Origin of the sequence: Lactiplantibacillus fabifermentans DSM 21115, assembly GCF_000498955.2 — a bacterium.
Classification (GTDB): domain Bacteria; phylum Bacillota; class Bacilli; order Lactobacillales; family Lactobacillaceae; genus Lactiplantibacillus; species Lactiplantibacillus fabifermentans.
Map to the genome: position 1 here is coordinate 1 of NZ_AYGX02000134.1, position 15,633 is coordinate 15,633.

A 15,633-nucleotide genomic window follows, 5' to 3' on the forward strand; every position below is an offset into this window, starting at 1 on the left:
GGTTATGCTGAACAATTTGTCCAAAAATTCGGATTAAATTTGCAATCTACCATTTTAGTATGTAAAATAAATTTCCAATGATTAACGGAGGCACACATCATGAAGCAAACTCTTTGGGAGGCATATCCAATTTTATTTGGTGGCGATTATAATCCGGAACAATGGCCGGAAGCAACTTGGGAAACTGACATGGAAATGTTAGCCCAAGCGCACGTGAATTCGGCCACCATTAACGTTTTTTCTTGGGCGTTACTGGAACCACAAGAAGGTACTTATGACTTTTCGATGCTCGATAAAATTATCAACTTGTTACAAAAACACAACTTTCAAATCGTCATGGCAACTTCGACCGCGGCTTTGCCAGCCTGGATGGTTAAACAATACCCAGATGTCACCCGGGTCGACACGCATGGTATCCGCCAAGGCTTCGGCAAGCGACACAATGCTTGCCCAAACAGCCCTAACTTTCAACGCTTGGCACAAGATTTAGTTACCGCCATCGCCAAACGCTACGCCCACAATTCAAATATCGTTTGCTGGCATATTTCAAACGAGTACGGTGGCCAGTGTTACTGCGATAATTGTGCCCAAGATTTTCGTAATTGGCTACAAAAGCGCTACGGAACGATTGCCGCGTTAAATCAAGCCTGGGACACGAATATTTGGAGTCATACGTTCCATAGCTTTGATGAAATCGTACCTCCTGATCAACATACCGATGAATTTGAAAATGGTGGCGCCATGCTAGGTGGCGAATCCTTAGATTACCGTCGTTTTCAATCTGATAGTCTCTTAGCGAACTTCAAGCTGGAAAAAGATATCATCCGCGCCACGGATCAAAAGACCCCGATTACGACTAACTTTATGGGCACGCAAAAAGACCTCGATTACTTCAAATGGGCTAAAGAACTGGATGTCGTTTCTTGGGATAACTACCCTAGTTTTGATACTCCCGCTTCATTCACCGCCATGAATCACGACTTGATGTACGGCTTAAAACAAGCACCGTTCATGTTGATGGAACAAACCCCGAGTCAGCAAAACTGGCAACCATACAATGCGCTCAAAGACCCCGGCGAATTCCGGATGCTGAGCTATCAAGCTATGGCACATGGGGCCAATACGGTCCAAGTCTTCCAGTTGAAGCAATCCCGTAACGGCTGTGAATCCTTACACGGTTCGATCATTTCACACGTCAATTCGACCGAAACCCGCGTCTTTAAGGAGTCAGCCCAGATTGGCCAAGAATTAGCGGGCTTACCGGCGGACTTATTGACCAGTAAGAAACAAGCTGACGTGGCAATTATTTTTGATTGGGCCAGCTTTTGGGCGATTGACTTTGCATTAGGCCCAAGTGTGCGCCTAGATTATGTCCAACAAGTCCATGCTTACTATCAATACTTCTATTCCAAGAACATCGCGGTAGATATGATCAGTGTTGACGACGACTTCAGCCAATATCGCTTAGTTATCGCGCCAACGTTATTCGTACTCCGTAATGAAACCGCCACCAAGATCAATGAATATGTTCACACTGGCGGTAACTTTGTCACTAACGCCATGAGTGGCTTAGTTGATGAAGAAGATAACGTTCACCTAAACGGCTACTTCAAGCTCCTCCAACCAGCACTCGGCTTATGGGCTGAAGAATGGGATGTCTTGCCACCAGTTAGCACGTGTGAAGTAAACTTCAATGGCCATTTGACCACGAAAGCTAATATTGTCTGTGACTTGCTCCATTTAGACACGGCAACACCATTAGCCACTTATCAGACGGACCGCTTTTACAATGGTACGCCCGCCGTTACGGCCAATCGTTATGGGACTGGGCAAGGCTTCTTAGTCGGGACTTACTTAGACGAAGGTGGCATGCAACATTTAGGCGACCTCTTAGTCACTGCAGCTGGCTTAACGAGCGCTGATCAACCCACGGGCGTTGAATTAAGTCATCGCTATTCCGACAAATACCAGTACGACTTCTTAATCAACACTACCGCCCAAGCGCGGACCTACCGATACGAAGCTGGCGCCAAAGCGACTGATCTTTTAACAAACCATCCGGTTAAATCTGGTGAATTAACCTTAGCGCCTTATGCGGTTAAGATTATCCAACAACCAATGATTTAGCTTTAACTTGGCACAGTCGGCTAACAACTCAATAATTAAAAACAAAACTGGACTCAGCGACAACAAGCACGCTGAGTCCAGTTTCATTTTTCTATATTAATTTATAACATTCCATTATAGAAGAACATTCAATTAGAATCCATCACTTTCATAAAATGACATTATTCACCAAACAAGTCGCAGCCAACCACAACAATCACAAGAACAAATGCAGTTGCACCATCTTTGGCCAACAAGTAATTTAGCTACCAGCTGATCATAACGGAATTCGCCTGCGATTGGCGTTAACGGGATTGGTTCGTATCCCGTTTACACTACGGACGCCTTTTGAGACCAGTTTATGGGCTCGGAAGCGAGGTTCAAGACCACTTCTCTGGCTTGGACCGGTCTCCATGGCGAATGGCGTTACGGTCAGTTGGTAGCGGCAACCACCAAACGATGTTCGCTAAGACCTAGTGCGTACGCCGATAATCTAACAATTCGGCGGAGAGATCTTTGGTTTGACCGTAAACTTTTTGATAAATACGATAAATATCGGCATAAGCTGTCACATTTTCGGCAATTGGTTGATAAACCTTACCGTAATGAACAAATGTATCGGCGCAAGCTTCCATCGAATCAAACCAGCCTAAGCCAGTGGCCGCAATCATCGCAGCCCCCATCCCAGGGCCTTGTTCATTTTCCAAGCTAACAACGGGATGATTGAAAATATCAGCCTGAATTTGTAGCCACAGCGGACTCTTAGCACCGCCACCAATGGCAACAACCGTCTTAAAGTCGCTGCCATGGTCTTGATAAATTTGCATCAGGTCTTTGAATGAGAAGATAATCCCTTCCAAGACCGAGCGAACAAAGTCGTAGCGGTGGTGCGTCCCATCGACCCCAATAAAGCTCCCGCGGACGTTGGCATCCGCATACGGCGCCCGTTCACCAACAATATATGGCGTAAAGAGCAAGCCATTTGCCCCGACTGTTGATTGGCTGGCACTTTGCACCATCGCGCTAAAATCTTCATCGGCGGCAAAGGTATGCTTGAACCAGCTCAACGAGTACCCGGCTGCTAACGTCACACCCATGGAGTAGTACTTATCAGGAAAAGCATGATCTTCGAATTGTAGTACGCCATGATAGTCAACGGTTGGATCGTCTTCATACTTCAAAACGACCCCAGATGTTCCGATACTAGCCATGACTTTGTCATTGGACAAGATACCAGCTCCAACGGCACCAGCCGCGTTATCCGCGGCCCCACCGTATATCTTGGTCGTAATTGGCAAGCCCGTTGTTTTAGCATATTTCGGCGTAATATTGCCCGCAAAATCCACTGATTTAATTAATGGTGGACAAATCCGCAGCGGAATCTCCAAGGCTTCGGCAATTTGTTGACTCCATTGGCCGGTCTTAACATCTAATAAAACCGTCCCGGTCGCGTCGGAATAATCCATCGCTAATTGCCCGGTCATCCGGTAGCGGACATAGTCTTTTGGCAAAACAAAGGTCGCAACTTTTTGCCAAATTTCAGGTTCATTTTCTTTAACCCATAATAACTTGGTTAATGTGAAGCCTTCCAGCGGCCGATTCCCGGTAATTTGGGTGAATTCATCACCCATCGCCGCACTGATTTCAGCACATTGCGCCGTGGTCCGCGTATCATTCCATAAAATCGCTGGCCGCAGCACTTGACCCGCATCGTCTAGTAAGACTAACCCGTGCATTTGCCCCGAGTAACTGATACCTTTAATCGCAGCGGGGTCCAAGTGATCAACTCGAATCAATTGCTGAATCGCCTGCGTCGTGCCGGTAACCCAATCTTCCGGCCGTTGTTCACTGTAGCCTGGGTGTGGTTGTTGTAAGTCGTAACTGACACTCTGTTCAGCCACGACAGCACCGCTTGCATCGACGGCGAGTACTTTGACCGCACTCGTACCTAAATCAACGCCTAATACTACTGAATCCATCTTAGTCACATCCTCGTTTATGAAACCAAAATGGAGGGCAGATCATTTCCGCCCTCCATTCAAAGTATCGTTAATATTTATTTGCTGAGCGTTTCAATAATGTAGTGGTTGATCGTGTCTTTGATTTCTTCTAAATGATCAGAAGAAGTCGCTGCAATCCAGTCTGATTGTGGCTTGTCAATCGCATACTTTTCAAGTGACTTGAAGTCCGCCTTACCACTTTCGATGTCGGCGCCAATGCCGCTCTTGTATGAAGCATAACGGTCATTGATGATGGTTTCTAAGAAGCCATCTTCTTTCATCTTCATGGCAACCCGAAGACCAGCTGCAAAGCTGTCCATCCCAACAATATGACCGTAGAATAAGTCATTAGCTGCAAAGGAAGTCCGACGAGGTTTAGCATCAAAGTTCAAGCCACCGTGAGGGCCGATACCACCGTTTTCAACGACTTCATACATCGCTGCGGTTGTTTCGTATAAGTTTGATGGATATTCATCAATATCCCAGCCGATTAACTTGTCACCTTGGTTAGCATCTAATGAACCAAGCATGTTAGCTTCACGAGCCACGCGAATTTCATGTTGATACGTATGACCTGCTAAGTTAGCATGGTTACCTTCCAAGTTCAACTTGAAGTCTTTGTCCAAGCCGTATTCTTGCATAAAGGCAATCGTTGTGGCGGCATCAAAGTCATATTGATGGGTTGATGGTTCTTTTGGCTTTGGTTCAAGTAACATTTGAGCATCGAAACCAATTTCATTCGCGTAATCCTTCGCCATATGGAAGAATTTCGCGGCATGTTCTTGTTCAGCCTTCATGTTAGTGTTCCAAAGTGATTCATAACCTTCACGACCACCCCAGAAGACATAGTTTTCAGCGCCAACGCGTTTCCCAATTTCAAGACTGTGCTTTAATTGGGCAGCGGAGTAGGCAAAGATATCCGCAGATGGTGACGTTGCGGCCCCTTCAACGAAACGAGGGTTCGTAAACATGTTTGACGTGTTCCAAAGCACTTTCATGCCAGTGGTCTTTTGGTATTCGACAATGCGATCAACAACTTTATCTAAGTTGCGATTAGTTTCCCGTAACGTGTCACCTTCAGGCGCTAAGTCGCGGTCGTGGAAGCAAAGATAGTCCACCCCTAATTTGTCATAAAATTCAAAGGCCGCATCGACTTTAGCTAAGGCCAAGTCCATTGGGTCAGAGATGTGATCGTATGGCCGTTGCGCCGTCCCATCACCGAATGGGTCGACTAACCGTTGATCAAAGGTGTGCCAGTAAGCTACCGCGAACCGGAGCCAATCGCGCATCTTCTTACCACCAATCACTTCATCAGGATTGTAATATTGAAAACCTAAACCAGATTTCTTATCTTGATGGCCGACATATTGAATCTTGTCGACGTCTTTCCAATAACTTGTATTTGCCATTATTTTATCCCTCCACGTTAGTTTGTTCCAACAACCAACTTACAAAATCTATTATAAAACATCCGTTTATTATTGCAAGCGCTTTCTAAAAATAAATTTATAAAGTTATGCTTAATCAGCCAAAATATCCCGCAACCCAAAAACGGTCGCTTAGCAACTGCATTAGTTGCTGAGCGACCGCTATTGTTTTAAATTATTTAGGCGTTTCTGTAGTCTGGAACTTAAGCTCATAACCAGCTAAACCAAGTACTTGATGCGTAATCAACGAGCACCCACCTAGCAAAGTTGCGAACTTAGTTCCTTGGATCAATTCGATTGGAAAACTCGACTTAGCAATATCTTGGTAGTCACCTTGAATTTCAGCTAATAACTCTGGTAATCCTTCAATCAATGGTGAGTTTAAGTAAATGGCTTGCGGATCTAGCATCATCACGACATTGTAGATCAAACCGGCCACGACCCCACATGACTGCCGTAAGATGCGCTCGGTATCGCGGTCACCATCATTAAACATTTGAATGACTTGATCACGATCCAGCTTATCTAACTGTTTAGCCGTCTCAATCCGCGTGATAATCGCATCTTCTGAACAAAGCGATTCCACCGATTGACCGGCAGTGTTTGGACCTAGTAACGTCAACGAACGTCCAACTTCACCACCGCGACCACTTTCACCGCGCGTCAGGAGTTTATTCAAGATAATCCCCGCCCCGATTCCACGATGGATACTGAGCGTGATGAAGCTGTTGTATTGACCCCCATGACCGAAATCGCGTTCGTAAATAGCAGACAAGTTGGCTTCATTTTCAAGGATAACGGGAACTTGATACAATTGTTCAAAAATTTTAACTAAGTCAACATCATGCATATCAATCCATGGCGAATACGTGATTTGATTGTCCTTAATAATCCCATGAATGGAGAAGCAAATCCCGAGTAAACCTTTGACAGTCTGCGCTTTAGCTGCAATGTGAGCTAGAAATTGATGACACTTTTCAATCATCACTTCAATCGACTGATTGACCACATCAATTCGTTGATACTCCATAATCGTTGTATCAATATAGTTGGCAGTCGCATGCAAATGCCGGTAGCCTAAATCAAACGTTACAGTATACCCATAATTTTGATTAATCGTCACCATCGTTGGCTTGCGACCACCGACATTGGAGGCCGCCCCTTGCCCGATTTCTGTTAATAATTGTTGTTCCATTAACGTGTTATACAACGAGGAAATGGTTGATTTGTGCAGCGCTAACGCGTGCGAAATCTCAATTCGAGACGTTGCGGGATGATTAATGATTTGTTGTAAAACCAACTTTAAATTAAGATCATGTAACTGATCCCGATTAAGACTGCGCTGTACCATACTCATAACCTCACCTTTTACATCAAATATATACCTATGTACGGCAAACGACTTGTCGTTGCAAGTCGTCTACCAAGTTATTTTATAAAGTAACTGTCGCATTACCAGCTACTAATTTTGTGTCTAATACTTGATCATTTTCATGAACATAAACCGTTACATCGCCGCTAAAGCCGGTGGTCGTCACCTCAATCTTTTGACCAGCCCGTTTAGCCGTAACTGTAGCAACGTCGACTCCATGAACATCAACAACCTTGGTCGTGACTTCACCTTCAGTTAATTGATACAAATGAATATCTACGTCATGCGCGTAATCGTAATCCGCATGTTCAGCGTTTTCGTTCCGCACGATAATCGAGTTTTCACGAACTAAGACTGGCAAGCTCAATTCATCGAATTGTTGCTTGATCCATTGACCACTGACGGGCGCATCGTAGACTTGCCCATCGAGGATGCTTGTCCACTTGCCACCTGGTAGGTAGAAGTTCGCTTGGCCACGATCATTAAAGATTGGGGCGACTAAGATTTGTGACCCAAACATGTATTGGGTCCCGTTGTCATAGACGTTTTGGTCATCACCAAATTCCATAAACATTGGCCGCATTAGCGGATTCCCATAAGCGGCACCGTGGGCTGCTTGGGTATACAAGTATGGCATTAAGGATAACTTCAAGTCAACATAACGCTTCGTATTAGCGACGGCTTCATCATCAAAGTTCCACGGCACCCGGTAAACGTTGCTACCGTGGTAACGACTGTGTGATGACAAGAGGCCAAATTGCGTCCAACGTTTATATAAATCCGGCGTTGGCCGATCGTCGCCATCTTCAAAACCACCAATATCATGGCTCCAGAAACCGAATCCTGATGATAAGAATGACAAGCCGCCACGTAACGTATCACGCATCGAGTTGTAGTTCGATAAGCAGTCGCCACCCCAGTGAACCGGATAGGATTGTGAACCGGCAGTTGCTGAACGGGCAAAGACCACCGCTTCATCGGCGCCACGAACTTCAGCAATCGCGTCATAAACAGCTTTATTGTATTGTAGCGTGTAGTAGTTGTGTTCTTGTTCCGGATTAGACCCATCGAAGAATTTAACGTCTTCAGTTGGAATCCGTTCACCGAAGTCGGTCTTGAAACAATCGACCCCCATCGCTAACAAGTCTTTCAACTTAGCTTGATACCAAGCAACGGCATCTGGATTCGTAAAGTCAACGAACCCATTACCAGCTTGCCAGAGGTCCCATTGCCAAACATCGCCATTCTCGCGTTTAACGAGATACCCTTTTTGACGGGCTTCTTCAAATAATGGTGATTTTTGAGCAACATATGGGTTCAACCAGACACAAACTTTGATACCGCGGTCATGAATCTTCTTCAGTAACCCTTCCGGATCAGGGAATTGTTCTTTATCCCAAGCTAACGTACACCATTCAAAACCTTTTTGCCAGAAGCAATCAAAATGGAAAACATCTAATGGAATATGGTGTTCTTTCATACCATCGATAAACTTCAAGACAGTGTCTTCACTGTAATCAGTCGTAAATGACGTACTGAGCCATAACCCGAAAGACCAAGCTGGTGGTAAGTTAATGCCACCCGTTAATTGCGTATAACGGTGTAAGACTTCTTTCGGCGTTGGGCCGTAGATGACGTAATATTGTAACGATTGCCCTTCCGTACTGAATTGCACGCGATCCACATTTTCAGAACCCACTTCAAACGAGACCCGTTGCGGTTCATCGACAAAGACCCCATAACCTTTACTGCTTAAATAAAATGGGATATTCTTATATGCTTGTTCACTACCGGTCCCACAATCTTGGTTCCAAGTATCAACAGCTTGGCCATTTTTAACAAAGTTACCAAAGCGTTCACCTAAGCCGTAGATTTTTTCATCGATATCCATCGATAATTGTTCACGCATATAGTTTACTTTGGCGTCATGGTCCCAAATTGTCCCTTGGGCCTTAGTTTCAGACTGGGTAACGACTTCACCGTTCGCTGTAAATTGCATTGAAAAGTCCGTCCGCAATGGCAAAGTTACTTTTAAATCGCCACTTTGTAAGGAAGCCTGTTGGTCATCGACTTGCACGTCAACCGCCGGATCTAAGTTATTAATCTTAAAGGCTGGACCATGATCTTCACTCACGAAATGTTCCAGCTTGACCCCAATCACATTTTCGACTGGTGAGGTCACCGTAATCGTCGTTGCGCCTAAGTTTAATTGGTCGCCACGCGTTAATACTCGTTTGTATGGGGCAAACGCGGTTAACGTTTTACCATCTTGATGAGCATCAAACGTTTCCATTGGTGAATCAATATCATACTGTTCCCGATTGAGCCAATAACCATCTGTAAATTTCACTAATCGCACCTTCTTGTCTTAATTTTAATCATTTATTTTAAATTTGCTGGCCGAAACCAGTTGATTTTTTTAGTCACGCTAACTATGATTAGTAGGTAAGTTGGTTGTTTAATTCAACTAAATCAAGTTAACGCTTTCATTGTACACTCACCACCCCTAATAATTCAATCAATTTTTACACATTTTCCAATTAATTTTTAGTGATATAATTCTTTATTTATAAAATTAAAGATTGTCAGATTAGACTTCTTGCGGTTATAATTAGTTTCATTATGGCGTATTTCTAATTAGTTTTGGCTAATTACAACCTAGTAACCCTATGATATGGTATGGTCAAAGTGAGGAATTCGTCGATGCAAACCTTTATTAAGAAGATGCAATTTTTATTAGATCCTGTACTAACTAAATTCAGCAATTTGAAAGCGCTGTTAATTTTAGATATGGGCATGCGGTATATCGGCCCCCTGATGCTAATTGCGAGCTTATTTGTGATTATCACCCAACTGCCGTTTGCCGGCTGGCAGCATTTCATTGCCAGTTGGCCCCAACTTAAAGTACCAATCGAGTTAATTTTAGGTTATTTCTCATTAATTGTCGCCATCAGCATGAGCTTTGCGACGACTAAAATTAATCAGATCAGCCCTCAAGTTGGGGCAACAACTGGAATCGTTGCTTATTTACTGGCGCTGCTTAATCAACACGGCCATTTACAAGTAAGCCAATTAGGGCCAACGAGTTTCTTTACCGCCTTAATCGTGCCACTGATGGCGATTGAGCTACTAACTTGGTTGAATAACCACAACTTAAAGTTGCAACCTAAACATAACTTACCGCCCGCCGTGCCGACGTCGTTTACGTCAGTCCTGCCAGCATTAGGCGTCATCCTCGTCTTCTGGTTGCTGCAAGCGGGACTGCCGATATCGATAAACCAACTCGTTAACGTCATCTTTAAGCCATTAATTATGATTTTTAATAGTTGGTTAGGAATTACTTTGATTCTAATTTTGACCTTATTCTTATGGATGTTAGGAATTCACGGAAACAACGTCATTGGCGCCTTATTATCGCCATTTTACTTGCAGTCACTACTCGTGAACGCTTTAAATGTCACCCATGGACAAGCGGCCACGCGGGTAACGGCCGACGGCTTTCTGAACTTCGGGATGAATATCGGCGGGACCGGTGCCATCTTAGCCTTAACGCTATGTGCGCTCACCGCTAAAAGTAAGCGTTTTAAAGAAATCGGCAAAGCTGGTTTAATGCCAGCTATTTTCGGGATTAGCGAACCCGTCGTCTTTGGCTTGCCGGTCGTGATGAATCCAGCTTTCATGATTCCATTCATCGCAATTCCTGTTATTTTGCAAACCATGACTTACTACTTAATGAACGCTCACCTCATCGGGATGGTCGTCGCCCAAGTACCATGGACCACCCCAACGATTTTAAATGGGTTTTTAGTCACGGGGGGCGATTGGCGGGCGGCTGTCTGGCAACTCATTGAATTAGTGATTGCCGTCGCCATTTATTGGCCATTTTTCAGAGCTTACGATCATCAAAATCAATTAAAAGAAACAGCTGCCTTAAAGACGGCTTAGTTAAGGAGGATTTGGGATGTCGTTACATCAAACCACATTTTATTCGAATGAATTACAGATGAATACTACGGCGTATATCATCTTGCCCGAGCGCAAGACCGGCAATGCCGTGCCACTCGAACAACCGGACAAGCGGCTGCCCGTTGTTTGGCTGCTCCATGGGTTATTCGATGATGAATCGATGTTTTTGCGCTATACTGCCATTGAACGTTACGCTAGCGAAACTGGGTTTGCCGTGGTGATGCCCCGCGCGGAACGGAGTTTTTACACCGACATGGTCCATGGCGGCCGTTACTGGCATTTTATTACCGAAGAATTGCCTCAACGGATGCGTTTCTTTTACCCACTCTCATTAGATGCTGCGGAAAACTTTGTCGCGGGTGCCTCGATGGGCGGCTATGGCGCCTACAAATGGGCCTTCACGCATCCTGACCGCTTTGCCGGAGTTGCCGCCTTATCTGGGGTAATGGATATTACCGCCTTTGGTCGTGATAATCCCGACTTGGTGCCTGATTGGTCGTCAATCTTCGCGCAAGCGGACCTCGATGACACTCCGGCTGATCTGACCTACTTAGTCGATCATATGCGGACGGACCAGTTGAATGTTTTTCAAACGGTTGGCACGGAAGATTTCTTGTATCAGATGAACCAAAAAATGAAAGCGGTATTATCAACAGCTTTCGGTGATCATTACACTTATAGCGAATGTCACGGTAACCATGATTTCAATTTTTGGGATCAACAATTACCGATTATCATGCATTGGTTTCAAAGCTTACTAAAATAAAAAGGGAGTTAATTCACATGACAAAAAAGATTGGTTTAATTGATGTTGGCGGTACGACCATTAAATTAGGAGTATGGACCGGGACGGAAGTTCAAAAGTACCCAGCAATTAAGACGCCGGCGACAATTGAAAACTTCTACACCGAACTCGGCCACGCCGTTGATCAAATGAAGGCCGACCATCGAATCGTCGGTGTTGGGATCAGTTCTCCCGGAGCTGTCAACAAAGCGACCGGCCAAATCGAAGGCGCCAGTGCCATTCCTTACATTCATTACTTTGATATTCACACAGCCCTGGTTGAAAAATTCGGTCTACCCGTAACGATTGAAAACGACGCGAACTGTGCGGCCCTTGCTGAAGTTGCGGATGGCGCTGGTAAAGATGTCGACAACTTGATCTTTATGATTATCGGAACTGGGATTGGTGGTGCCATTATTTCGAATCGGCAAGTCCAACATGGTGCGCACTTATTCGGTGGCGAACTCGGCTATATGTTGATGGATGACCATCAAACCTTAAGCGAACTCGGCTCACCGGTACGCTTAGGCAAACGCTATACTGCCCGTGTCAATGACGGCACTACTTATGATGGTAAAACAGTCTTTGACTTAGCGGAACAAGGCAACACTGACGCCCAAGCTGAGGTACAAACCATGTATCAAGCATTGGCTAAAGCCATTTACAACTTACAATACAGCTTTGATCCCGAAAAAATCATTTTAGGCGGCGCCGTTTCCAATAATCCAAAGTTAATTCCAGGCGTCTTAGCTGAAATTAAGAAGATTCGTGATATCGTGGAAATCGCCCCATTCGATCCCGATGTCGTTGCTTGTCAATATACGGATGGCGCTAACTTACGTGGTGCCGCGGTCGATTTCATGAATAGTTATGCAGATTTAGTCAAATAGTTCACAAAAAAATCAGCGCGCCTTAACCGCTGATTTTTTTATAACAAGTCACTGCGTGTGTTAATAATTCTATCTGTGAATGTTATTATTATTAATAAATCAGCACCGTCATTATTAGAGTTTGGGGTAATAATTATGCGCTATAGTTTTAGGGTCAACGATCGCTCATTGCCGTTTTACGTCGACAGCATCGGTTACGATTGGCACCAAGAAGATATTAATCGCCCCCATGGTTATCCGTACGTCCACTGGCTCCAGAGCTTATCAGGGGCCGGCGAGATTACCGTGGGTGATCAGACTTTCCTATTGGAAGAAGGTCAAGGCATCTTAATTCATCAAGGGATTCCGCATGCTTACCACTCCATTAGTGGTGATTGGCAGACCGAGTTTTTCACGTTTGGTGGCGCCTTAATTTCTGAAACCACTGCGATGCTCGGCTTCCACGACTATTTATTAGTGAAGGAACAAGATCAACAGATCTTTGATTTCATCAAGAACCATCACCTCGAAATCGAAGATCCGAATCCGTTGCAAGTATACCGTTCGTCGGAATTAGTTTATCAATTTTTGCTATTATTAAAACGTCATTTAATTACTAATCCACGTAACCAACCAATTTATCAAAACGTCATCGAACCAATCATTCAGATGATTCACGATAAATATGGTGAAGACCTTGATAACAGTGATTTCGCCGAATTTTCTAATTATAGTGAACAATACATTTTGGAAGTCTTTCGCAAGTTTGCAGGCACTTCACCGCATCAATATTTACTGCAGTATCGGATTCAAAAAGCCAAAGAACTCTTGTTGAACAACTCTAAGTATTCCGTTGAAGAAGTCGGTAAGATGGTCGGTTTCAATACGAACAGCCATTTCATTTCAGTGTTCAAGCGGTTTGAACACATTACACCTGGCAAGTTCCGGCACTTTTATTTCTAAGGAAAAGCTCCTCACCAATCACGGCGAGGAGCTTTTTTATTAGGCCTCAAAGTAAGCTGGCCCGAATATCTTTAAAAGTTTTTGGGTTAAATACAACCCTAGTTTCTTGGAACCTAATGCATTCGGATGAAGCCTGTCCGTTAATTCAAACTGCCAATTGCACCTATCACTCATTTGAACACAGATTGCGTTACCATCTTCAACATAACAAAAACGACATTCCGAAGAATGCCGCTTTTGCGTACTTTATGAGATTAACTGTTACAAAGTCTTGTTAAGCATGGATTCTGCCGACTTAGGAGTGGGCCTATGCAGGTATTATCATGCTTATTACTGTGCCTTTGCGTTCCGTACATTGAATTAAGATGTAGTTGGTTACAGTCATCATCTCCTAAAGCGCTACCATTTTCAATCCTAGCCTTTGTTCGCACCAGTCATACCTTGAACGAAGTACTTTTGTAAGAACAAGAAGATTAAGAAGATTGGAATGGTTGAGATAATAATCAAAATCATGATAACCCCATAATCAATGGAAAAGTTCGTATTGGCTGACAAGCCAGAAATCAATAGTGGCAAGGTCTTTTGATCATCACTTTGTAAGACAATCAATGGCCACATATAGTTATTCCAAGCACCCATGAATGAGTAGATAGCAGCGGCCGCAAAGGTTGAACGTAATTGCGGTAAAACGATACTCCAGAAGATTCGGAATTCGCGCGCCCCATCGATTCGGGCTGACTCAATCGTATCGATTGGGAAAGTCTCCAAACTTTGATGGAAGAAGAATACTAAGAAAACCGACGTAATTGATGGCAAGATAACCGCCCAAGCCGTGTTGATCAAACCAAGTTTTGAAACCATCCGATATAAAGGAATCATCAAAACTGAGAATGGAATCATCATGGAAGCGATGAAAATCGAGTAAACCCAATTCTTACCACGAGAACGATAGATTTGGAACCCATAAGCAGCCAAGGAAGCCACGATAATGGAGAGCACGGTTACCCCGGTCGCGATTTTCAAACTGTTCCAAAAGTCACCGATTAAGTTAGTCTGGCTAAAGGCGTTGTGCCAGTTAACCATGAACTGATTACCAATCGACATTTTCCCAGCTAAAATATCAGCCGATGAGTTCGTACATTCGATTAACATCCAGATAAATGGGAACACACTAATGAATGCGCAAATAAGAATGAAAATGTATTTCAAAACACTGTTTACTTTTCGATTAGTCATCCTTATTCGCCACCTTCATTTGAATTACAGAGAGAACTAAGATGATAAACATTACAACGTAAGACATTGCTGCGGCGTAGCCAAAGTTTGGCACATACTTGAATGAAACATTGTAAATGTACATCGCGATTGTTGTTGAAGAGTTGTTCGGGCCACCATTAGTAATGTTCATTGGTTCATCGAACAATTGTAACGTACTAATAGTTGATTGAACGGCAGTAAATAAGATAATTGGCCGCAATGCTGGTAAAGTAATGTGCATAAATTGTTGGATTTTAGAAGCCCCATCAATTTCTGCAGCTTCGTAAATTTCATCAGAAACGTTTTGTAAACCAGCTAAGAAGAAGATCATATTGTAACCAGTCCACCGCCAGAGTAACGCTAAAATAATAACAATCTTAGCCATCGTCGGATCTGTTAACCATGGAATTGGTGCCGAAATCAGATGGATGTTTTCCAAGAATTTGTTAATCAAACCATCTGCTGAGAACAGCATTTTGAACAAGATAGAGTATGAAACTAATGACGTTACACATGGTAAGAAAATCAATAAGCGCCAGAAGCCGCGTAATTTCAAAGTTTTTGAGTTCAAAACAACCGCTAAGATAATCGCAAATAGTAACATAATTGGTACTTCAACGATTAAGAAGAGAAATGAATTCCCTAATGAACTCCAAAATGTCGTGTCATGGAACAAGCGGACAAAGTTACCAAAGCCAACAAACGTACTGCTATCACCTGATAGTGATGAAAATACTAATTTTACTGAACTAACAATTGGATAAATCATAAATGCGGCAAAGCCCACAATTGAAAGGCCAATAAACCACCAACCAATCCGATTGGTTTTCTCATTTACACCGTTCATATTTGTTACCCTCCCAAACTACGAGCTTACTTCAAGTCCGTA

At 43.7% G+C, this 15,633-nt stretch carries 11 protein-coding genes; 5 read left to right on the forward strand and 6 right to left on the reverse strand.

What is annotated here, in order from left to right; genetic code table 11:
• Positions 1-99: 99 nt before the first annotated feature.
• Positions 100-2,127, forward strand: coding sequence for a beta-galactosidase (locus tag DY78_RS11225; RefSeq protein WP_024625899.1), 2,028 nt, complete (start codon positions 100-102; stop codon positions 2,125-2,127).
• A 452-nt stretch (positions 2,128-2,579) separates the two neighbouring features.
• On the opposite strand, the gene xylB is transcribed toward DY78_RS11225, so the two are convergent.
• The 4 genes from xylB to yicI form a co-directional block, all read right to left on the reverse strand.
• Positions 2,580-4,085, reverse strand: a complete 1,506-nt coding sequence (xylB, locus tag DY78_RS11230) for a xylulokinase (protein WP_024625900.1) — start codon at positions 4,083-4,085, stop codon at positions 2,580-2,582.
• A gap of 77 nt (positions 4,086-4,162) precedes the next feature.
• Positions 4,163-5,515 (reverse strand): xylose isomerase, encoded by a 1,353-nt coding sequence (gene xylA / locus DY78_RS11235; RefSeq protein ID WP_024625901.1) that lies wholly within the window; start codon positions 5,513-5,515, stop codon positions 4,163-4,165.
• A gap of 193 nt (positions 5,516-5,708) precedes the next feature.
• Positions 5,709-6,890 (reverse strand): ROK family protein, encoded by a 1,182-nt coding sequence (locus DY78_RS11240; protein WP_235810671.1) that lies wholly within the window; start codon positions 6,888-6,890, stop codon positions 5,709-5,711.
• 76 nt (positions 6,891-6,966) lie between these two features.
• Positions 6,967-9,255: an alpha-xylosidase gene (gene yicI, locus DY78_RS11245; protein WP_024625903.1), complete on the reverse strand. Its 2,289-nt coding sequence runs from the start codon at positions 9,253-9,255 to the stop codon at positions 6,967-6,969.
• Between the two features lie 353 nt (positions 9,256-9,608).
• Here yicI and DY78_RS11250 point away from each other — a divergent pair, with 353 nt between their 5' ends.
• The 4 genes from DY78_RS11250 (at position 9,609) to DY78_RS11265 (ending at position 13,487) form a co-directional block, all read left to right on the forward strand.
• On the forward strand, positions 9,609-10,850 hold the full coding sequence (locus tag DY78_RS11250; protein WP_024625904.1) for a PTS sugar transporter subunit IIC: 1,242 nt from the start codon (positions 9,609-9,611) through the stop codon (positions 10,848-10,850).
• A 16-nt stretch (positions 10,851-10,866) separates the two neighbouring features.
• A complete protein-coding gene (locus DY78_RS11255; protein WP_024625905.1) occupies positions 10,867-11,637 on the forward strand; it encodes an alpha/beta hydrolase in 771 nt (256 codons plus the stop codon).
• 17 nt (positions 11,638-11,654) lie between these two features.
• The gene (locus DY78_RS11260) at positions 11,655-12,545 is read left to right on the forward strand and encodes an ROK family protein (protein ID WP_024625906.1); all 891 of its coding nucleotides are present in this window, start codon (positions 11,655-11,657) and stop codon (positions 12,543-12,545) included.
• 135 nt (positions 12,546-12,680) lie between these two features.
• Positions 12,681-13,487, forward strand: a complete 807-nt coding sequence (locus DY78_RS11265) for an AraC family transcriptional regulator (protein ID WP_024625907.1) — start codon at positions 12,681-12,683, stop codon at positions 13,485-13,487.
• Between the two features lie 414 nt (positions 13,488-13,901).
• Here the strand turns inward: DY78_RS11265 and DY78_RS11270 are convergent, their stop codons facing one another.
• Both DY78_RS11270 and DY78_RS11275 read right to left on the reverse strand, forming a co-directional pair.
• The gene (locus DY78_RS11270) at positions 13,902-14,723 is read right to left on the reverse strand and encodes a carbohydrate ABC transporter permease (protein ID WP_024625908.1); all 822 of its coding nucleotides are present in this window, start codon (positions 14,721-14,723) and stop codon (positions 13,902-13,904) included.
• On the reverse strand, positions 14,716-15,591 hold the full coding sequence (locus tag DY78_RS11275) for a carbohydrate ABC transporter permease (protein WP_024625909.1): 876 nt from the start codon (positions 15,589-15,591) through the stop codon (positions 14,716-14,718). The genes DY78_RS11270 and DY78_RS11275 overlap by 8 nt, the downstream gene beginning before the upstream one ends.
• Between the last annotated feature and the right edge of the window lie 42 nt (positions 15,592-15,633).

Excerpts from the sequence above, each read along its gene's own strand:
- DY78_RS11255 (WP_024625905.1), top strand. The coding sequence starts at position 10,867 with ATGTCGTTACATCAAACCACATTTTATTCGAATGAATTACAGATGAAT.
- DY78_RS11250 (WP_024625904.1), top strand. The coding sequence starts at position 9,609 with ATGCAAACCTTTATTAAGAAGATGCAATTTTTATTAGATCCTGTACTA.
- xylB (WP_024625900.1), bottom strand. The coding sequence starts at position 4,085 with ATGGATTCAGTAGTATTAGGCGTTGATTTAGGTACGAGTGCGGTCAAA.
- DY78_RS11240 (WP_235810671.1), bottom strand. The coding sequence starts at position 6,890 with ATGAGTATGGTACAGCGCAGTCTTAATCGGGATCAGTTACATGATCTT.
- DY78_RS11275 (WP_024625909.1), bottom strand. The coding sequence starts at position 15,591 with ATGAACGGTGTAAATGAGAAAACCAATCGGATTGGTTGGTGGTTTATT.
- DY78_RS11225 (WP_024625899.1), top strand. The coding sequence starts at position 100 with ATGAAGCAAACTCTTTGGGAGGCATATCCAATTTTATTTGGTGGCGAT.
- DY78_RS11270 (WP_024625908.1), bottom strand. The coding sequence starts at position 14,723 with ATGACTAATCGAAAAGTAAACAGTGTTTTGAAATACATTTTCATTCTT.
- xylA (WP_024625901.1), bottom strand. The coding sequence starts at position 5,515 with ATGGCAAATACAAGTTATTGGAAAGACGTCGACAAGATTCAATATGTC.
- DY78_RS11265 (WP_024625907.1), top strand. The coding sequence starts at position 12,681 with ATGCGCTATAGTTTTAGGGTCAACGATCGCTCATTGCCGTTTTACGTC.
- DY78_RS11260 (WP_024625906.1), top strand. The coding sequence starts at position 11,655 with ATGACAAAAAAGATTGGTTTAATTGATGTTGGCGGTACGACCATTAAA.